Genomic DNA, 19202 nt, shown 5'->3' on the forward strand with positions numbered 1-19202 from the left:
GCGTGACGTCGAGGATTTTTGCGATCGAAAGATGGCTAAGGGAAGACGTCGAACGGCCTATTCGGCGGCGATCGGGCTGCGCATGCCTTCGACATCCCTGAGTGGTGGCAATCCGTATAGGCGGCTGTACTCGCGGCTGAACTGGGATGGGCTCTGGTATCCGACGCGATGGCCGGCAGTCCCAACGTCGAGCCGTTCGATCAGCATCAGCCGCCGCGCTTCATGCAGGCGAAGCTGCTTCTGATATTGCATCGGCGTCATCGCCGTCACCGTCTTGAAATGATGGTGCAGCGACGAGACGCTCATGTTGACGCGTTCCGCCAGGTCCTCGATGCGCAACGGCTCGGTGAAGTTGGCGCGGATCCAGCCGACGGCACGCGCCACCTTGTTGCTCTGGCTTTCGGCAAGCGCGATGTGCAGCAGCCGCGGCCCATCGGGCCCGGTCAGCAGGCGATAGAGGATTTCCTGCTCGATCAGCGGTGCCATTGCGGCAATGTCTTCAGGGCGGTCGAGAAGCCGGAGCAGCCGGAGCGATGCGTCGAGCAATTCGGGACTGGCGATGTTGACCGCAAGCCCTCGCATGCCGTCTGCTGCAGCCGGCCGCGGAATGCTGACCCGCGCGAGAAGATCGCTCAGTCTTTCGCTGTCGATCGCGAGGCCGAAACAGAGGTATGGCGTCTCCACGCTCGCCTCGGTGACATGCGAAGCAACCGGAAGATCGAGCGAGGTGAGGATATAGTGGCCGGCTCCGTAGCGGTAGACATCCGTTCCGACCGTCAGTCTTTTCGCGCCCTGAGCCACGATCGCGAATCCGGGTTTGTAGGCAGAATGCAGCGGCTGGGTCGGCGAACAGCGCCGGAAAAGGCTGAGATTGTCGATCGCGGTCGGAAAATCCCCATCGTCGGTGGCAAAACGGGCAATGATCGAGGCGATCTCGGAATGAGGATGAAATGGCAGTGTCATGCGCAACCAGCTGTTTTCGGATCGTTACCTAGCTATGCCGACCCGCCGCTCCGAGAAATACGGCGAAGGGCAGATTTGCAGGATCATACATAAAGCTTGCAGGATCGCTCTAACACCCCGGCGTCTAAATATTGCATAGTTCGAACATATTCTCAGCCCCTCACCTTAAATGGAGTTACAGATGGCTATTGCAAAAGGCTATGCCGCGACCGACGCGTCCAAGCCGCTCACCCCCTTCACCTTCGAGCGCCGCGAACCGAATGCCGATGACGTCGTCATCTCGGTCAAGTATTGCGGCCTCTGCCACTCCGACATCCATCAGGCACGCAACGAATGGGGCAATTCAAAGTATCCCATGGTTCCGGGCCATGAGGTTGCCGGTGTAGTCACAGCCGTCGGTGAAAGCGTCACCAGGTTCAAGGTCGGCGATCACGTCGGCGTCGGCTGCTTCGTCAATTCCTGCGTCGGTCATGCAACGCGCAATGTCGATCTCGAGCAGTATATGCCCGGTCTCGTCCAGACCTACAACGACTTCGAGGCCGACGGCACGACGCCGACCTATGGCGGCTATTCGGACTCCATCGTCGTCAAGGAAGGCTATGTCCTTTCCTTCCCGGAAAATGTTCCGCTTGATTCCGGTGCACCGCTTCTTTGCGCCGGCATCACCCTCTACTCGCCGCTTCGCCACTGGAATGCCGGCCCCGGCAAGAAGGTCGCGATCGTCGGCATGGGCGGTCTCGGTCACATGGGCGTCAAGCTCGGCGCGGCGATGGGAGCTGACATCACCGTCCTCAGCCAGTCGCTTTCCAAGAAGGAAGACGGCCTGAAGCTCGGCGCCAAGGAATATTACGCAACGAGCGATGCTGAAACATTCAAGAAGCTCGCCGGCACTTTCGATCTCATCATCTGCACGGTCGGCACAGTCATCGACTGGAACGCCTATCTTAACCTGCTGAAGATCGACGGCGCCATGGTGCTGGTCGGCGTTCCGGAACATCCGGTCCCGGTCCATGCCTTCTCGGTCATCGGCGGCCGCAAGAGCCTGACCGGCTCCGGCATCGGTTCGATCAAGGAAACGCAGGAAATGCTCGACTTCTGCGGCGAGCACAACATCGTCGCCGAGATCGAGATGATCGACATCAAGGACATCAACGAAGCCTATGAGCGCGTGCTGAAGAGCGACGTGCGCTACCGCTTCGTCATCGATATCGCGACCCTCGCCTGATATCGTTGCGACAAGATGGCAAAGGGCGGCTCTCCTGAGCCGCCCTTTAGCCTGTTGACAAACCACGCTCGCTATTCGCCGTCATCCTCGGCCTCGTGCCGAGGATCTGCCGTAGATCAATCCGGTTATAGATGCTCGGGACAGGCCCGAGCATGACGAGAGAAGCTGGGAGTCACTGATCCTTCTTCTATTCCTCCCGCATCGTTTCCTTCTGTGTGATCAGCCGGGCGCTGTGCTGGCGGCTCATGTAGATCCAGACCCAGCTCAAGGCGACAGCCAAGCGTGAGCGCGTGCCGATCAGGAAGTAGATATGGGCGATGCCCCATATCCACCAGGCGAGCCAACCGCGCAGCTTCAGCCAGCCGAAATCGATGATTGCAGCGCTTTTTCCGATGGTTGCAAGGCTTCCCTGATGTCGATAGCGAAACGGCGCTGGCGCAGGACGACCGGCAAGCCTGGCCCTGATGACCTTGGCGACATAGGCGCCTTGCTGTTTGGCCGCGGGCGCAATGCCAGGCACTGGCTTGCCGCTTTCCCAGATCACCATGGCCGTATCGCCAGCCACGAAAATATCCTCCTCGCCGGGCGCCCTGAGCGCCGGGTCGACGACCACCCGTCCGGCCCGATCGGCCGGCGCGCCAAGCCAGGTCGCCGCCGGCGAAGCTTGCACCCCGGCCGCCCAGACGATCGTGCGGCAGGGCACAAACGTGTCCCCCATCGTCACGCCTTCCGCCGTGCAGGCGGTAACCGCATGACCGAGGCGGACCTCTACCCCGAGCTTCTCCAGCGTCTTCTGTGCATAGGCGGAAAGATCTTCGGCAAAGCTTGAGAGAACCCGCGGCCCCGCCTCGACCAGGATCACCTTGGTCGTCCGCGTGTCGATATGGCGAAACTCCGGCGGCAGCGTCACGCGCGCCAGCTCAGAGATAATGCCCGCGAGTTCGACGCCCGTCGGCCCGGCACCGACGATCACAAAGGTCAGCAAGGCCTCGCGGACCGCAGGATCGGTTTCCATCTCAGCCTGTTCAAAGGCCAGAAGAACACGGCGGCGGATCGTCGTCGCATCCTCCAGCGTCTTCAGCCCCGGCGCCACCGGCTCCCACTCGTCATGGCCGAAATAGGCGTGCGTGGCGCCCGTGGCCAGAACCAGCGTGTCATAACCAATGCTCTCGCCACCTTTCAGAAGGACCGTTTTTGCTTGCCGGTCGATGCCGGTGACCTCGGCCAGCAACGTCGTCACCTCGGGCCGGTCGCGATAGAGGCTGCGGATCGGCCAGGCGATTTCGGAGGTCGAAAGCAGCGTCGTTGCGACCTGGTAAAGCAGCGGCTGAAAAAGGTGATGATTGCGCCGGTCTATCAGCGTTATGCGGACGGGCGCCCCCTTGAGACCATTGACCAGTTGCAACCCCGCAAATCCACCACCGATGACGACAACATGATGTTCCTGCATAAAAATTCCCTCGTGGGCCCCGTGGCTAACCTAGGGCCGTTGTGGCCTGGCATCAATCTACCGCCAGCGCATGGCACCCGTGCAACCCTGGTCGACATGGCGCGAAAGCCTTTGACCTTCGCCACCCATTTATTCAGGTTGCCTCAAATGGCATAAACGGGGCGAAACGTAATGGTAGAAAAGGCGGAAACCGGCCGCGAAGAACGGTCGCTATCGCGGCATATCCTTCCGACGTCAGGAACGATGATCGCGGTATGCACCACGCTGATTGGGCTGGTGAAGGTCGTCGAAGGTCGCATCGGGCCAAGCCATGTCGACGAATATGCGGCCTTCGCCTCGCTGCTGTTCCTGGCAAGCGCTGCGACGTCCTATTTGTCGATCCGCAATATTCAGAAGCAAGCCCTGAGCAAGCGGTTGGAAACCATCGCCGATCAGTGTTTTCTTGTCGGCCTCCTCAGCATCGTGCTGATCGGCCTGTTCTTCGCCTATGAAGCGATCTGATAGCCGTCACTCGGCATAGCTGACGGGAATGGTGATACCGCTTTTCAGCTCTTCCATCGATATCGATGCCGCAACGTCGAAGAGTTCGACCCTGCGGACGATCTTCTTGTAGATGACGTCGTAGTGCTCGACGCGGGGCAACACGATCTTCAGAATGTAGTCGTGATTTCCCGTCAATCGGTGCGCCTCGACGATTTCGGGAATATCGCTGATCGACTTTCGAAATTTCTCGATCCACTCATCGGAATGATGCGCCGTCTTGATCAGCGCATAGACAGTTGTCGGCACCCCCATCTTCTCGCGGTTGAGCACGACGATGCGCCTGGCGATGTGGCCACTTTCCTCCAGGCGCTGGATGCGCCTTGAGCAGGCCGAAACGGAAAGCGCCACACGCTCTGCAAGATCGGTCACCGAAATGCCGGCATCGGCCTGCAGAAAATCGAGAATCTTGCGGTCGCGGTCATCCAGCATGGCGGCATCCTCCAGGTTGACGCGTCAGTTTTGCGCGTTCTGTCGATTATGCGCAATAAATCGTGACAATGCTAGCTGATGAAACAAAAGAACGCAAAGACGTCGCAGCGGAATCGTCGCAATATGGGGCCTGAAGACAAAAACGGAGAACAGCAAAAATGCGCACCATCGGCCTGATCGGCGGCATGAGTTTCGAGAGTTCGGCGGTCTATTATCGCCTCGTCAACGAGATGGTCCGCGCCGAACTCGGCGGCCTCTCATCGGCTGAGGTGTTGATGCACTCCGTCAATTTTGCCGAGATCGTGGCGTTGCAGAAGGCTGGCCGTTGGGACGATGCCTCAGCCCGCCTCGGCGATGTCGCCTCGAAACTCGAATTGGCCGGCGCCGATTGCGTGCTGATCTGCACCAACACCATGCATCTGATCGCCGACGAGGTTGCCGCCCGGATTTCGATCCCGCTGATCCATATCATCGACGAAACGACGGCCGCATTGAAGTCGGCCGGATGCAAGCGACCGTTGCTGCTAGCCACCCGCTACACGATGGAGCACGGCTTCTATGTCGACCATATGGCGGCCCTCGGCGTGGAGGTCATGGTGCCCGAGGCGGACGACCGGACCACTGTGCACAACATCATCTTCGACGAGCTTTGCGCCGGCAGGATCCACGACACATCGCGCGCAAAGCTGATGGCCGTCATAGACCGGGCAAAGGCTGCAGGCGCCGACAGCGTCATCCTCGGCTGCACGGAAATCTGCCTCATCCTCGACCCGCACGGCTTGGCCCTCCCCGGCTTCGATACCACCGCAATCCACGCAAGGGCAGCGGTCGATTTCGCACTCCTGGAGGACAGGGCGACGGGGAGAAACGCGGCGTAAGGCGGCGACGACGTCGTTTATCGCCGATCAGCGCGAGGCGACGCGCGTGCTCGAGCCTGATAGACGCGGCACCACGACCATGCGGTTGACTTCGCCGCGCTGGAAGGCAGCAAGGAACCGCCGGTAATCCTTGAAGACCACGCAGCCATTGGAATCGCCGCGCCGGCCAAGCATGTAGGTATGGGCGAGCAACCCGGTCCGACCATAGACTGTACCGCCGGCGATCGGCGTCAGACGCAGCGCCTGCACGCCATGGAACATGGATTCCCGCAACGTCAGCGCATAGGTGTTCGGCGGTGTTGGGCCGCGGTTCTTCGTGCTCACGAAGCGCGGATTATCGAGCATGTTGCCAAGCCCGGAATGAGCCTCCAGCCGCTCGCCGCTTGGCAGGTAAACTGTTCCGGCAGAGATGTCGTAGACGGCGACACGGTTGTGACCGCCCGGCAGCGAAATCGCATTGTTGAACGTCGGCGCATCCTCGGTAACGCCGTCGTCAGCCCGCGCATAGGCCAGTACCGGTTCGCTCGGCCGACGGAAACGCTGCTCGGCGGCCGAACGGGCGCTTCCTGTCATCCCGCGTGGCCTGGCGGCGGGAAGCGGCACACTATCAAGCGGGTCTTCGTCTGAAGACGACCCGGCATTTGCCATCACAAGATTGAACGGGTCTTCCGAAGAGGCGTCGTCTGTCAATGAAGCGGTCTGTGTCGCAGCGGCCGCCGCAATCGGCCTTGCGCTCGGTATCGGCGGCACGAAGTCCACGACGTCGTCGGCTTGCGGCGATGCGGCATCGGCGAGCGCAACACCGACTGCTCTCTCCATGGGGCCGATTTCAGCGGTCACGGGTTCGGCTTTCGCGACTACGCTGTCGCCGAGCGAGGCACTGTCGGCAGCCCTGACCGCCATCGCCGCCATTCCGCCCGACCCGCGATCTGCGTCCGGTTTGGCCGAACCCGCAAGCGCGATGTCGACACGCTTTTCGTTAGCAGCAATTGGTGGTGTCATGGGAGCAATGGCCGCGACCGCCGTGGTATCGATCACCGGCCGCGACGCGGCGTTGGCAAGCGCCACCCTGAGCGCATTCTGGACTACGGCGGCTGCAAGCTTGCGGGTCGCGTTTTCGCGGTTTCCCTTTGCAACGGCGACCGCATCGCTCAATGCCTGCTGGTCTGCGGACAGAAGCGGGTGCAGGCGCGAAAATTTGGTCACATGAACGAGGCGCTGGCCCTGGGATTCCGCGGCAGGCAAGTTCGTCCGCGGCGCAAGCGAAACCCGCGTCAGGCTATTGCGATCCGGCGAAAGCGACACGGCCATCGTCTGCATCGTGGCAAGCGTCGCCACCATCCATGCTAGCGAGGCGGTTACAACGCCGATCGCGACCGCACTGGCGAGAACTCCACGAAACCTACGCGAAGGAAGCACAAATCCGCTGAACGGACTGACGTCATTGAAGGTCTCGGTCGCAAACGCCATGATACTCGTCTTCCAAACTACTGACTCAAACCCGGCCGCATCACATGACGCAACTCGACTACGGTCAGTGTGGCGACCGGCAAGCGCCGAATACCCACTCCCGTCGCCACTTGCCGACTGTTTGGAAGAATGAAGAATCTTGGTAACTATTTCCTTTACGCCGCCCCGGTTTCGGACATCTAATATTTCTAATTGCTCACGTACCAGACCGAAGAGCATTCGGAAACCCGCCAAATTTGGCGTTTGCGTGGCGAAATCGCCTTGGCTGGCCGCTTGATTGTCGATGGCCGACGGTTGACGGCAGCGGTTGGAAGATCGGATAAGGTGAGCAAGCCGCATGATCTACCGGGCTGAAATCACTTCTAAACCAGGATCCCCAGCCGGGCGGAACCGCAGCGCCCGGCGCTATCGAGAGGCCTTTGGATGAGCAGCACCTTTCCCGAAATTTATCTGGTTCGACATGGTGAAACAGAATGGAGTCTGTCCGGAAGACATACCGGCCGTTCCGACATTCCGCTGACGAGCAGGGGCGAGGAGGCCGCGCGTGGCGTTGCCGGCCGTCTGCAGGGACAGTCGTTTGCCGCGGTCTGGTCAAGCCCGTCCCAGCGCGCCATGAACACCTGCGCGCTAGCAGGCTTCGGCTCCGAGCGTGTGGTCAAGGATGATCTGGCGGAGTGGGACTACGGCGCCTACGAAGGGCTCACCAGCAAGCAGATCCACGCCGAGCGTCCCGACTGGCAGCTGTTTCGAGACGGATGCCCCGAGGGGGAAGCGGCAGCCGACGTCGGTGCAAGGGCGGACGCGATCATCGGCCAGATCCGAGAGGCCAATGCGAGGATCCTGCTGTTTTCAAGCTCGCACTTCCTGCGGGTCCTGGGCGCCCGGTGGCTCGGCCTTCCGCCGGAAGACGGCGCCCGCTTCGTCTTGGACACGACGAGCATCAGCGTTCTCGGCTACGAGCACGACCTCGCCGAGCCCGTCATCCGCCGGTGGAACCAGATATAGGCAGCCCAAGGCGTTCCGATCAAAACATGTCGCCATGACGTGAAAAGCCATCGCTCTCGATGTCTTTCAAAGCTTTGAAGCGCTTGACCAATACGGCGTGCGTGGACAGTGCGTTTGCTATGCGAACGAAAAACTCTCCACGCTCCTCCGTACATTGCTCGTTCCAAGCCACAGGGTTGACCACTTTTTCGAGCCAAGGGCCAACTGCCAGCAACCGGGCTGAGCTAGCGTGATGAGGGCAAACCGCCATCGCTACGCGATCCGCGGAATATTCCTGGGCACATGTCGTCGCCCGTCCTGGCAAAACCAGGGTATTTGGAACCAACGAAATGATTATTCGCCACAATGATACATGGCCCAGTTTGTGGTGTGCGAGTTCATGCGCCAGCACAAACTCAACAATCTCCGGCGAAGTCGGCAAAAGCAATGCAATTTCAGAATGGATGACAACGTAGTTATGCCGCCGATTGCATGACAGCGCATATGCATTCACGACACCGTTGCCGTTCGTCAAATAGAGTCGCGGCAAATGTGCCATCGCCAGGCGTCGACCAAGCTCTTGATAAACGGCAAATAGTTCAGGAAATTGCTTCGGACCGATGAGAATTGAATTGCTGCGCGCAACGGCAGCCGCAAAAAACCTGTGAAGATAGATAGCAGCCGGAGCCAAGGGCAAAAGGATTGCCATTTCCAGCGAAAAAATAGCGTCATGCGCATCGCTATCGAGACCTTTCGCCCAATCCGTTTGATCAAGCTCAATCAGTCCGATGGCAAGCGCAAACGCCAACAACGTGATTATTAGGGAAAGCCGGATCATTGGCATTTCCCAACGATGGCGTAGATTGAAGAAATTACGGGCTGGAGATGTGGGGCTACACATGGAAATTTCCATTATTAATATTTTAGGTTGAAAATAATTTGGAAGTACCGGCACAATTTCCCAATGTTTTTTTGGAGATCTGTCGATAAACGTGCCGCGACACCAGATGTTCCAACTCTCTTAGATTTTATATAATTTTAACACACGCAAATCCACAACAGACGATCTACGACGTCTTGGCACTAAATGGACGTGGTTCGGTTTCGAGCAGACTTGCTGCATCGCAAAATTTCGATTGATTTGGAAACGATCATTCCCTATTCAAGGGGAATGATCACATCAACGATTCAGGCCACCAGGCTTCGCGGCCGTCCACGCGAATTCGACATGGACGCAGCTCTAGACAAGGCTCTCGCTGTCTTTTCCGAGCGCGGCTATCATGCTGCGTCGATCAGCGAGTTGACGGAAGCCATGGGTCTGACATCGGGCAGCGTCTATAAGGCGTTCAAGGACAAGCGCGGCATCTTTCTCGCTGCCTTCGATCACTATCGCACCATCCGCCGGAAAATCGTCGACGAGAAGGTGGCAGCTGCAAGCTCCGGGCGCGAGAAGGTAATTGCATTGCTCAACGTATACGCCGACGCTTCGCACGGTGCGCAGGGGCGTTGCGGTTGCCTGGTGGTCGGCAGTGCCACCGATCTCGGCTTGTTCGACGACGAGGCAGCAAAGCGCGTTGCCCTCGCCTTCGAACAGAACGAACAGCTCCTCGTCGATCTGCTCCGCCTGGGCAAAGCAGATGGTTCGATTCCCGATCATATAGACGTCGCGACGACATCGCGCACCCTGCTGTGCCTGATGAAAGGCATGCGCCTCGTCGGCAAGACCGGTCGGAGCCATGAAGAAATGTCCGCGGTCGCCGAGACTGCGTTGAAACTGTTGAACTGATTTCGCAATTTTTGATCCGGGTTCGCTCGGTCGCATCCGCACGCCCCTCGAGGAACCCGCATGACCTCCACCGCCGCAGCCACCCAAGAAGCCGCGATACCGCATAAGACTATCTCGCCCTGGATGACCTTCATGTTCGCCGCCGCTTGCGGGCTGGTGGCCGCAAACCTGTATTACGGCCAGCCCCTCGCCGGCCCGATCAGTGCAGCACTCGGCTTCACGCCGGCCGCAACCGGCTTGATCGTCACGCTGACGCAGATCGGCTATGGCCTCGGTCTGCTCCTGATCGTGCCGCTCGGCGATCTCCTGGAGAACCGCAAGCTCGTGCTGACACTGATCGGCTGTGCGGCGATCGCCCTGATTGCGGCGGCCTTCGCCTGGTCGCCGGCACTGTTCCTGCTCGCATCACTCTGTATCGGCCTCGGCTCCGTCGCGGTGCAGGTGCTGGTACCCTTCGCGGCACATATGGCCCCCGATGCGACCCGCGGCCAAGTCGTTGGCAATGTCATGAGCGGCCTGCTCTGCGGCATCATGCTGGCGCGGCCGGCAGCCAGCTTCCTGGCTGAATATTCGTCCTGGCACGCAGTCTATATCTTGTCGGCGATCGTCATGGTCGCCCTGGCCGGCGTGCTGCGCGCCGTACTGCCGGTCCGCATTCCCCATACCAGATTGCGTTATGCCCAGCTGCTTGCCTCGATGGGCCATCTCGCATTGCGCACTCCGCTGCTGCAGCGCCGGGCCATTTACCAGGCCTGCATGTTCGGCGCCTTCAGCCTGTTCTGGACGACGACGCCGCTGCTGCTTGCCAGCCCCGCTTTCGGTCTCAGCCAGAACGGCATCGCCCTCTTCGCGCTGGCAGGGGCTGCCGGTGCCGTCGCCTCACCGATTGCCGGGCGACTGGCGGACCGCGGATATTCGATGTGGGCAACCGCATTCGCCATGCTGCTCGCGATCGGCGCGTTGCTGCTTGCACATGTCTCCGGCGGCGGTTCGACGCTGGCGCTCGTCATGCTGACGCTCTCCGGCGTCCTGCTCGATTTCGGCGTGCAGACAAACCTCGTCATCGGCCAGCGAGCGATCTATGCCTTAAGCGCCGAACACCGCAGCCGCCTGAACGGCCTTTACATGGCGACGTTCTTCGCCGGCGGCGCCATCGGCTCCGCCATCGGTGGCTGGGCCTATGCGACGGGCGGCTGGAACCTCACATCCTGGATCGGCGTCTGCTTCCCCGTCGTCGCCCTACTCGTCTTTGCCACCGAACGCTTTAAGAAATAAGCAAGGGGCGCCGGCAAGATATCGGCGCCCTATCCCAATCTTCAGCCCGCGGCCTCGTCGAAACGTGTCCGAGCAGCCCTCACTGCGTCGTGGTTTGCCTCTGCCCAGTTCAGCAGTTCTGCCAGTGGCGCATAGAGCGAGCGGCCAAGGTCGGTCAGTCGGTATTCGACGCTCGGCGGTTTGGTTGGAAATACCTCGCGATCGACATAGCCGTCGCGCTGCAGGTCGCGCAGCGTCTGGGTCAGCATGCGCTGTGAAATGTCAGGAACCATGCGCTTTAGCTCGCCGAAGCGATAGGGTTTCTGCGACAGGCATTCGATCAGCAGCGTCGACCACTTGCCATTGATCTGCTGCATGACATCGCGCACCGGGCAGTTGGAAAAATCCAGCTTGCTGATATCGATGCAGCGCGCTGGCTCTACGGCGTTGCGCAGATTGACGACGGTTCCGGCCATGATGGTTCCCTTTTGGTAACGTACGGTCGAAAACCTGCCTCCTTTACAGCGTGCAGTCAATTCCTATTCTAGTGTTAGTCTCTTTTTGAGACCGATGTCCGTCGGGCAAGATGGCCGACACCAGGGAAACAAAGGAACGCCCACATGAGCAACACTCTTCTCGTCACCGGTGCCGCCGGCCAGCTTGGCCAGAGCGTGATCCGCCACCTGATCGAGACCTACCATGTCTCGCCCGGCAGCATCATCGCTGCCACCCGCAGCCCTGAAAAGCTGAGCAGCCTTGCCGCCAAGGGCGTCGTCGTCCGCAAGGCGGATTTCGACGATGCCACCACCCTACCCGCAGCCTTTGCCGGCGTCGATCGCCTGCTGATCATCAGCACCGATGCGCTCGACACGCCCGGCAAGCGGCTCGTCCAGCACAAGGCGGCAATCGATGCTGCCAAGAAGGCAGGCGTCAAGCATATCCTCTATACGTCGATGCCAAGCCCGGACAAATCGCTGGTCACCTTCGCGCCTGATCATCTCGGCACCGAGGAAGCCATCAAGGCGAGCAGCATCGGCTACACGATCCTGCGTGACGCCTGGTATTTCGACAACTACCTGATGGGCCTGCCGCACAGCTTGCAGGACGGGAAGTGGTACACCGCGGCTGGCACTGGCCGCGTTCCCAATATCTCCCGCGAAGACTGCGCACTCGCCATTGCAGCCGCCCTCGCTTCTGGCTCTACCGAAAACGCCGTCTACACATTGACCGGCGACCGTGCGTCTACGATTGAGGAGGTCGCCGCAGTCGTCACGGAGGTCACTGGCAGGCCTCTCCAGGTCGTGCAGGTCAACGACGAACAGCTCGCCGGCGGCATGACCGGCGCGGGCCTGCCGAAATTCCTGGTCGACATGCTGGTATCCGCCGACGCCAATATCCGCGCTGGCAATTTCGAAACCGTCACCGGCGATTTCAAGAAGCTGACCGGCAAGGAGCCGCAGACGCTCAAGGGCTTCCTGGAAAAGCACAAGGCCGCGTTGGCAGCTTAATTCCTTGAACAGGAAGGCCCGCCCCGCATCGGCGGCGGGCCCTCCCTAAACGATCAGACCGACTGTCCGCAGGCACGGCGAAAGCGACGAACTGTTTCAGCCATGCCGAATTCCAGAGCATCGGCCGTCAGCCCGTGACCGATCGATGTCTCGGCGAGATCGGGAATTCGCTTGATCAGCGGTGGCAGATTAGCGACTGTCAGGTCGTGGCCAGCGTTGACGGCAAGGCCGATCGCAATTGCCGCATCCGCAGTTCTACCCAGCGCATCGAGGATCGGCGCGGCACGCTCCGGTGCGTCGTAACAGCCGCCGTAAGGGCCGGTATAAAGCTCGATCCGGTCGGCGCCGACGGCCTTGGCGACCGATACCGCCTCCGCATCGCCGTCGCCATCGGCAAACAACGACACCCGACACCCGAGCTTCTTGTACCTGGCGATCTCGCCCGTCAGAAAGTCGCGATTCCGGCGGAAATCCCACCCGTGGTCCGAGGTTGCCTGCGCCGGATCGTCTGGCACCAGCGTCACCTGCTCCGGTTGAACACCGGCACAAAGCTCGAAGAACTCGTCGGTGGGATAGCCCTCGATGTTGAACTCCGCTTGTGGAAACTCATCGTCGATCAGAGCGCGAATGACCGGCAGATCGGAGAAGCGGATATGCCGCTGGTCCGGGCGCGGATGGACCGTCAGCCCGCTCGCTCCGGCTTGAAGCGCAATGCGCCCAAGCGCTTCGACGCTCGGCCACGGCAGGTCGCGGCGATTGCGCAGCATGGCAATGGCATTGAGGTTCACGGAGAGCTTGGCGGGCATGATTGAGGTCCACGTTTGGCTGTGAGAACGGATGCCCCGCTTTTAGGCCAATAGCCGGCCGGAGGCCAACGAGATTCCAACATCGACTCATGCAAAAGATTGATGGCGTCACCCGCATTCTCAGTGGGTTCGCCCCGGCGCTACCTCCTTCGGGCGATTCCTAATCCACATAAAACTCGTTACGGTCTTGACTGAGGGGTCCGCCACCAGAGGCTGACGGAATTGTAAGGAGGCAAAGCCTGCCATAGCCGCCACGCGTCAGCGGGCGGATCGATGACGTTTGCGACCAAGGGGTCGCGGGTTGCATCGCTATGGCATCGACGATCTGCGCTGCATCGGCCTCCTCAGCGAAACGTCGGGGAAACACGAGTTCAGGACATCGAGGCATCAGAGCTAGCAAGACGACAGACGTGAGGTGGATGAAAAATTAGAACACAAAGGAGAGGTTCATGCCTGACGGTTCCAAACGTCTGTTTGCTGCCGCCAAACTTGCCTCGGAGGCCCGTGCGAAATACCGGTTTCTGCCTGCAGCGGCATTGCCGCCGGACTTGCCGAGCGGACCAATCGCTATTGCTGACATGGCGAACGCCTTTGGCGTGACCCACCGGACATTGCATTTCTACGAGGAAAAGGGGCTGATATCAGCTGATCGCATCGGGCTTATGCGCGTCTACGGCATAAGCGACGTGCTGCGGATGGCCGTGATCAATATCTGCCGCGAAACCGGGATGTCGATCGCCGTCATCCAGGAGATGATGGATGAATTGCATAAGGCGGAGACGCAGGAAGCAGCGGAAGATATATTCCACAACGCGCTTTTTTCCCGCAAGCGTGAACTGACCTCGGAGGTCTCGACCCTGCATCGACAGATGCAACTGGTAACCGAACTGCTCGATTACGACAGCGCTGCCGAAACCGACCGCCTGAACGATAATCGCGATCAGTCTGCCCTGACCGACCAGGAACGTCGCTGCCTGGAACTGATGGTGGAGGGCCAGACGGCTGTGAAGATTGCCCGCGAGATGGAGATCAGGTTGGAAGAAGCCCAGGCTCTCGAAGCTGCCGTCATCCAGAAGTTCGGAACCAACAACCGCTTCCAGGCGGTGGCGAAAGCCGTCCTATTGGGGATCGTCAAGACCTGACCGGTCGCGCAATCGCGCGGCCGGCAATTCGGCGAAAAGGACGGCCAGTCGGAAAAAAATCAAGTCAGCGAACGATCGTCAACGTCTCGGCTGCCCGGGTGATCGCGGTGTAGAGCCACCGTTCCCGCGTGTCGCGAAAGGCCCAGCTCTCGTCAAAAAGTACAACGTTGTTCCACTGCGAACCCTGAGCCTTGTGCACCGTCAGCGCATAGCCGTAGTCGAATTCGTCGTAGCGCTTGCGGGTCGTCCATGGAATTTCGCCTTCCACATTCTCGAATGCGGTTTTCAACAGTTTTATTTTGGCGGCACCGCGATCCATGTCGTCGTCTTCCGGGCGGATCAAAAGGTTGATGCCCGGCTTCGTCGTTTCCTTGGAAGACGTCATCACCTGCCAGAGCGAACCGTTGAGCAGACCCTTCGTCGGGTCGTTGCGCAGGCAGACAAGCTTGTCGCCGGACTGCGGATACTCCGTCGTAAATCCCTTCAGCTCGCGCAGGCGCTGATTGTAGCGCTTTCGCGTCTTGTTGGTGCCGATCAAGACCTGATCCGCCTCAAGCACCAGCGGCTGCGTCACTTCGTTCTTGGAAATCACCTTCACGGTTCCGTAGTCGCCGTGCATGATCTCCTTGCCCTCGCGCACCTGCATGGCGATCTGGATGATCGGATTGTCCCGCGCTTGACGGTGGATATCCGTCAAAAGGTAGTCCGGCTCCTCATTGGTGAAGTACCCTCCACCGCTCACCGGCGGAAGCTGGCCGGGGTCTCCGAGCACCAGGATCGGTGTGCCGAAGCTCATCAGGTCCTTGCCGAGCGCCTCATCCACCATCGAACATTCGTCGACGATGATCAGCGCCGCCTTGGCGACGGGGCTCTGCCGGTTGATCGCAAACATCGGCGCGATCGAAGTCTTGCCGGTCTCTTCGTTTTCAACCGACTCTTCACCGCGCGGGCGGTATATCAGCGAATGGATGGTCTTGGCGTTGCTGGCACCGCGCGATCGCAGAACCTGCGCGGCCTTTCCGGTAAACGCTGCAAACAACACCTCGCCATCGACATTCTCGGCAAAATGGCGCGCAAGCGTCGTCTTGCCCGTTCCGGCATAACCGAACAGGCGAAAAAGCGGCGAACGCCCGTCCTTCAGCCATTTGGAAACGGCCTTCAGCGCTTCGTCTTGTTGCGGCGCGAGTTGCATTGCGCGACTTGGCAGGATTCGGGGTTGATAGGCAAGCCGTAAAAACTCGAGCAAAACTGGGAATAAACTCCGGCCTCACGGTGTCTCATGTCCGGCAACGCAAAACGCGGGGCCTGGACCGCTCGTCCGTCCAACATTCGAGGAGAAACACCATGAAAGCCATCAAATTTCTGCCGGTGCTCATTCTGGCGACTGCCGCCGCCACCGCGGCCTTCGCCGCAGCGCCGGTCAAGACCATGGAAAGCTCGAAAGGCAAGGTCCTGGCCGATGAGAAGGGCATGACGCTTTACACCTTCAAGAACGACAAGAAGGACGTCTCGAATTGCTACGACGATTGCGCCAAGGCCTGGCCCCCGTTCATGGCCGATGGAAAAGCCAAGGCTTCCGGCGCATACTCGATCGTCGACCGCAAGGACGGCATGAAACAATGGGCCAAGGACGGTATGCCGCTGTATTTCTTCGTCAAGGATACCAAGGCTGGTGATGTCGCCGGCGACGGCGTGAAGGGCGTGTGGGATGCCGCACGGCCCTGATCGGACCGACCGGGCCGCGGGGGTCGCCTCCCCCGTGGCCGACCCGTTCGAGGCACAGGTGCTGGCGCTCCTGCCATCGCTCCGGCGCTATTCGCGTAGCCTCGCCCGCTCGGACGCCGACGGCGAAGACCTGTTGCACGACTGCGTGGAAAAGGTACTGGCGCGCCGAACCCAATGGCGCGGGCTGAACCTGCGCGGCTGGGTGCTCACCATCATGACCAACGTCTATCGAAACGGCCTGCGCAAACGTGGCGGCCGCACCTTTATCGATATCGACGATGCCCCCGAGCTGCCCTCGCCGGAGGCCTCAGTCGATCCGCTGGAAAACGCGCGCCTCGAAGCTGCGCTCAACAGCTTGGCCGAAGAAAGCCGCGCGATCCTGATGTTGATCGTGGTCGAGGGCTACAGCTACCAGGATATCGCCACCATGCTCGATATCCCGATTGGCACGGTCATGTCACGGCTGTCTCGCGCCCGCACGCGACTGAGCGACCTGATGAATGCCGACAACGTCGTTACGCTTCGGAGGCCGAAATGAACGAAACCAACGGGACCGTGACCGAAGCCGAGCTGCATGCCTTTGCCGATGGACAGCTGCCGTTGACCGAGCATGCGAGAGTTGAGGCCTGGCTGCGCGAAAACCCCGAGGATGCGTCGACCGTCGCCGCCTGGAAGGCCCAGAATGCCGGCATCAAGGCCCTGTTCGCCCCGTATGAGATCTCGAAGGAGACCGACAGGGCGCTCGTCGTCAGCTCGACTTCGCGCGGCAACCAGATTGCGATGAGGCGCTGGGCTCTAGCTGCGGCCGCAGCAGCTATCTTCGTTGTCGGTGTCGCTGCCGGGCATTTCCTGCCACCATTCGCCGCTCGGCCGGAGTTACAGCTGGCAGGCATAGAAACACTGCCGCGCCAGGCGCAATCCGCGTTCCTGGTTTACGCCAGCGAAGTCCGCCACCCCGTCGAAGTCGGCGCCGACCAGGAGGCCCATCTGGCGACATGGCTCGGCAAGCGGCTGAATATCCCAGACCTGAAGGTGCCGAACCTGCAGACGCTTGGCTTCCAGCTCGTCGGCGGTCGGCTTCTGCCGGTCAACGAAACGCCGGGCGCGCTGTTCATGTACGAGGATGCGACCGGCAGGCGCATTACCGTTCTAATCGGCCACAACGGGGAAAACGAGACGACGAGCTTCCGCTTTGCCAATTCCGGCCCGGTGGATACGTTCTACTGGATCGACGGCGCGCTCGGCTATGCCGTCACCGGCGAAATCTCTCGCGATATGCTGCGGCAGGTGGCCGAGCTCTGCTACAAGCAGTTTCCATCCTGACCCGGCTCAGCGCGCCGGATCATTGGCAAGCACGATCGGCTGACCATGCGGCGTTGCCTCGGCGGCCCGCTGCCAGCTCTGCTGCAGGCCGAGGATCGCATCGGCATCCGCGATGCCGCGACTGACAAGGAGGCTAGAAAGCGCGGCAACCCAGCAGTCGAAATAGTCGCTGCCGTCTTCCGCCCGGCCGGGCTTGCGCAACTCCACCGAAAGGCAATCCGCCCATTCGCTCCATGCAAACAGCCCGCGCTCGTGCAGATGCACAGTCATCGCAAAGGCTTCCGCAGCCCACGGCTCGGGGAAGACCGGCTCGCCATTATATGATTTCGGCAGTTGAGGCGATTGCGTCAGCGGCGACGAAAGATTACGCGCGCCCAAGATAGCTCTCCCAGGCGTCGATCGACACCGTCAGCGTTGGATCGGCACCTTCGCCCCAGATCTCCGACGCATCGAAGACGACGGTATAGAGCCATTGTGGATTCTCGCCCTTTCCATGGGCATTGGTGTCAGGAAAGACGAACGCCCCCTGCACCGCCTCGACAACACCGCGCTTGGCGCGGGCATAGCGTGGCAGCCGCGTATGGGTCGTCGGATTGAAATTCCTGGTCCGCACCCGATTGCCGACGGCAAATAGCGGTTCCGTCGAGACCGGGCGGTCACAGGGCCCGCCCTTGGCGAGGGCCGCCGTGACCATATCCGCCTTCAACACCCGCTTCGGAGTAGTACCCTCCTGTTGGTTCCGGCCGGAGACAAGCTCCTCGCGCGTCGCAAAGCCGTGGCGCTCCAGCAGCATCTCGACGCCTCGCGTCCAGATTTCATAATAGCTGGCAGCGAGATAATCGGCGGGAGGAATGCTTTCGCGCGCATGCCTGCTCTCGTCGATGTTCCAGGCACCGAAGGCGCCGCAGGAAATCGTGATGCCAAGAGCACGTTTTTCTCACTCGGCATGAAAATACGGCTCGTCCTTCTCAGGCGCGACCGGGCCGAAGCCCATTTGTCCGCCAAGATCGTGCGGCCCGTTCATGGCCTTTCTCCCGGCGCCATCGCAACTGCGGTGCCGATCATCGCATCGCGGCTGACGAGATCGGCAAGCTCAGCCTCGCTCAATCCATCGGTACCGTCAGGTCGTTCGGGTATGACGAGATATCGCAGCTCCGCAGTCGAATCCCAGACGCGGATGTCCTTGGTCTCCGGCAAGGTCAAGCCGAATTCCGCAAGCACGCCGCGCGGATTGATGACCGCCTGCGACCGATAGGCGGGCGCCTTGTACCAGACCGGCGGCAGGCCGAGCACCGACCAGGGATAGCAGGAGCACAATGTGCAGACGACGAGATTGTGCGTCTCCGGCGTATTGAACACGGCGCGCATATGCTCGCCCTGGCGGCCGGTGAAGCCGAGGCTGGCGATCGCCTCAGTCGCATCCCGCCTCAGCCACTCGGCAAACGCCGGATCGCTCCAAGCCTTCGCCACCACCGCAGCGCCGTTTCGCGGCCCGACCTTGGTCTCATAGGTCTCGACAATCGCATCGATCGCCGCCGGATCGATCAACCCCTTCTCTGTTAGCAAAGTCTCAAGTGCCCTCACCCGGGCTTGCATGTCGGAATAATGGTTGTCGTGGGCGTGGTCATGATCCTGATGATGATCTTGCAAGACCGATCCTCCTCCATTCTGGCCATCTTGTTTAAACCGTAGGGCAAAAGCCGCCAAGCGTCTTCT

Annotated in this window: 21 protein-coding genes and 1 pseudogene; 11 read left to right on the plus strand and 11 right to left on the minus strand. The window is 60.5% G+C overall.

What is annotated here, in order from left to right:
- Positions 1-57 precede the first annotated feature (57 nt).
- Entirely contained in the window at positions 58-963 is a 906-nt protein-coding gene (locus tag CPY51_RS11740) for an AraC family transcriptional regulator (RefSeq protein ID WP_111160414.1), read from the minus strand.
- A 181-nt stretch (positions 964-1144) separates the two neighbouring features.
- Here CPY51_RS11740 and CPY51_RS11745 point away from each other — a divergent pair, with 181 nt between their 5' ends.
- Entirely contained in the window at positions 1145-2188 is a 1044-nt protein-coding gene (locus tag CPY51_RS11745; protein ID WP_111160415.1) for an NAD(P)-dependent alcohol dehydrogenase, read from the plus strand.
- A 187-nt stretch (positions 2189-2375) separates the two neighbouring features.
- On the opposite strand, the gene CPY51_RS11750 is transcribed toward CPY51_RS11745, so the two are convergent.
- Positions 2376-3638, minus strand: a complete 1263-nt coding sequence (locus tag CPY51_RS11750) for an NAD(P)/FAD-dependent oxidoreductase (protein ID WP_111160416.1) — start codon at positions 3636-3638, stop codon at positions 2376-2378.
- A 171-nt stretch (positions 3639-3809) separates the two neighbouring features.
- Here CPY51_RS11750 and CPY51_RS11755 point away from each other — a divergent pair, with 171 nt between their 5' ends.
- Positions 3810-4139, plus strand: coding sequence for a hypothetical protein (locus tag CPY51_RS11755; RefSeq protein ID WP_111160417.1), 330 nt, complete (start codon positions 3810-3812; stop codon positions 4137-4139).
- A 6-nt stretch (positions 4140-4145) separates the two neighbouring features.
- Here CPY51_RS11755 and CPY51_RS11760 read toward each other — a convergent pair whose 3' ends face one another.
- Positions 4146-4610, minus strand: a complete 465-nt coding sequence (locus CPY51_RS11760) for an Lrp/AsnC family transcriptional regulator (RefSeq protein ID WP_111160418.1) — start codon at positions 4608-4610, stop codon at positions 4146-4148.
- A 158-nt stretch (positions 4611-4768) separates the two neighbouring features.
- Here CPY51_RS11760 and CPY51_RS11765 point away from each other — a divergent pair, with 158 nt between their 5' ends.
- On the plus strand, positions 4769-5488 hold the full coding sequence (locus CPY51_RS11765; protein WP_111160419.1) for an aspartate/glutamate racemase family protein: 720 nt from the start codon (positions 4769-4771) through the stop codon (positions 5486-5488).
- 27 nt (positions 5489-5515) lie between these two features.
- Here the strand turns inward: CPY51_RS11765 and CPY51_RS11770 are convergent, their stop codons facing one another.
- Positions 5516-6958 carry a tlde1 domain-containing protein gene (locus CPY51_RS11770; RefSeq protein WP_195909508.1) on the minus strand — a complete coding sequence of 481 codons (1443 nt, stop codon included), beginning with the start codon at positions 6956-6958 and terminating at the stop codon, positions 5516-5518.
- Positions 6959-7381: 423 nt separating this feature from the next.
- Between CPY51_RS11770 and CPY51_RS11775 the strand changes: the two genes are divergently transcribed.
- Positions 7382-7963, plus strand: a complete 582-nt coding sequence (locus CPY51_RS11775; RefSeq protein WP_111160421.1) for a histidine phosphatase family protein — start codon at positions 7382-7384, stop codon at positions 7961-7963.
- Between the two features lie 19 nt (positions 7964-7982).
- Here the strand turns inward: CPY51_RS11775 and CPY51_RS11780 are convergent, their stop codons facing one another.
- Entirely contained in the window at positions 7983-8780 is a 798-nt protein-coding gene (locus CPY51_RS11780) for a M48 family metallopeptidase (RefSeq protein WP_195909509.1), read from the minus strand.
- Positions 8781-9113: 333 nt separating this feature from the next.
- On the opposite strand from CPY51_RS11780, the gene CPY51_RS11785 reads away from it, so the two are divergent.
- Positions 9114-9728 carry a TetR/AcrR family transcriptional regulator gene (locus CPY51_RS11785; protein ID WP_111160953.1) on the plus strand — a complete coding sequence of 205 codons (615 nt, stop codon included), beginning with the start codon at positions 9114-9116 and terminating at the stop codon, positions 9726-9728.
- A gap of 60 nt (positions 9729-9788) precedes the next feature.
- Positions 9789-11003: an MFS transporter gene (locus CPY51_RS11790; protein ID WP_111160423.1), complete on the plus strand. Its 1215-nt coding sequence runs from the start codon at positions 9789-9791 to the stop codon at positions 11001-11003.
- A 41-nt stretch (positions 11004-11044) separates the two neighbouring features.
- Here the strand turns inward: CPY51_RS11790 and CPY51_RS11795 are convergent, their stop codons facing one another.
- Entirely contained in the window at positions 11045-11458 is a 414-nt protein-coding gene (locus tag CPY51_RS11795; RefSeq protein ID WP_111160424.1) for a winged helix-turn-helix transcriptional regulator, read from the minus strand.
- A gap of 144 nt (positions 11459-11602) precedes the next feature.
- On the opposite strand from CPY51_RS11795, the gene CPY51_RS11800 reads away from it, so the two are divergent.
- Positions 11603-12490, plus strand: coding sequence for an SDR family oxidoreductase (locus CPY51_RS11800; RefSeq protein WP_111160425.1), 888 nt, complete (start codon positions 11603-11605; stop codon positions 12488-12490).
- A 53-nt stretch (positions 12491-12543) separates the two neighbouring features.
- Here CPY51_RS11800 and CPY51_RS11805 read toward each other — a convergent pair whose 3' ends face one another.
- Positions 12544-13296 (minus strand): pyridoxine 5'-phosphate synthase, encoded by a 753-nt coding sequence (locus CPY51_RS11805; protein ID WP_111160426.1) that lies wholly within the window; start codon positions 13294-13296, stop codon positions 12544-12546.
- A gap of 449 nt (positions 13297-13745) precedes the next feature.
- On the opposite strand from CPY51_RS11805, the gene CPY51_RS11810 reads away from it, so the two are divergent.
- Positions 13746-14438: a MerR family transcriptional regulator gene (locus tag CPY51_RS11810; protein ID WP_111160427.1), complete on the plus strand. Its 693-nt coding sequence runs from the start codon at positions 13746-13748 to the stop codon at positions 14436-14438.
- A 64-nt stretch (positions 14439-14502) separates the two neighbouring features.
- On the opposite strand, the gene CPY51_RS11815 is transcribed toward CPY51_RS11810, so the two are convergent.
- Positions 14503-15630 (minus strand): ATP-dependent DNA helicase, encoded by a 1128-nt coding sequence (locus CPY51_RS11815; protein WP_111160428.1) that lies wholly within the window; start codon positions 15628-15630, stop codon positions 14503-14505.
- A 152-nt stretch (positions 15631-15782) separates the two neighbouring features.
- Here CPY51_RS11815 and CPY51_RS11820 point away from each other — a divergent pair, with 152 nt between their 5' ends.
- From CPY51_RS11820 to CPY51_RS11830, 3 genes are read left to right on the plus strand one after another with little or no spacing between them, the layout of a single operon-like run.
- On the plus strand, positions 15783-16163 hold the full coding sequence (locus tag CPY51_RS11820) for a COG4315 family predicted lipoprotein (protein WP_111160429.1): 381 nt from the start codon (positions 15783-15785) through the stop codon (positions 16161-16163).
- Positions 16147-16701, plus strand: a complete 555-nt coding sequence (locus tag CPY51_RS11825) for an RNA polymerase sigma factor (RefSeq protein WP_111160430.1) — start codon at positions 16147-16149, stop codon at positions 16699-16701. Before CPY51_RS11820 ends, CPY51_RS11825 begins: the two co-directional genes overlap by 17 nt.
- Positions 16698-17486, plus strand: a complete 789-nt coding sequence (locus CPY51_RS11830) for an anti-sigma factor family protein (protein ID WP_111160431.1) — start codon at positions 16698-16700, stop codon at positions 17484-17486. Before CPY51_RS11825 ends, CPY51_RS11830 begins: the two co-directional genes overlap by 4 nt.
- Positions 17487-17492: 6 nt before the next feature.
- Here the strand turns inward: CPY51_RS11830 and CPY51_RS11835 are convergent, their stop codons facing one another.
- The 3 genes and pseudogenes from CPY51_RS11835 to nthA form a co-directional block, all read right to left on the minus strand.
- Complete coding sequence (locus tag CPY51_RS11835; protein ID WP_111160432.1) at positions 17493-17864, minus strand: nitrile hydratase accessory protein; 372 nt, start codon at positions 17862-17864, stop codon at positions 17493-17495.
- A pseudogene (nthB, locus tag CPY51_RS11840) lies at positions 17851-18510 on the minus strand (nitrile hydratase subunit beta). The gene CPY51_RS11835 and the pseudogene nthB overlap by 14 nt, the downstream one beginning before the upstream one ends.
- A complete protein-coding gene (nthA, locus tag CPY51_RS11845) occupies positions 18507-19082 on the minus strand; it encodes a nitrile hydratase subunit alpha (protein WP_111160954.1) in 576 nt (191 codons plus the stop codon). The pseudogene nthB and the gene nthA overlap by 4 nt, the downstream one beginning before the upstream one ends.
- Positions 19083-19202: the final 120 nt, after the last annotated feature.

Source organism: Arminella tubonensis, from assembly GCF_003240585.1.
In the GTDB taxonomy this organism is placed as follows: Bacteria; Pseudomonadota; Alphaproteobacteria; order Rhizobiales; family Rhizobiaceae; genus Rhizobium; species Rhizobium tubonense.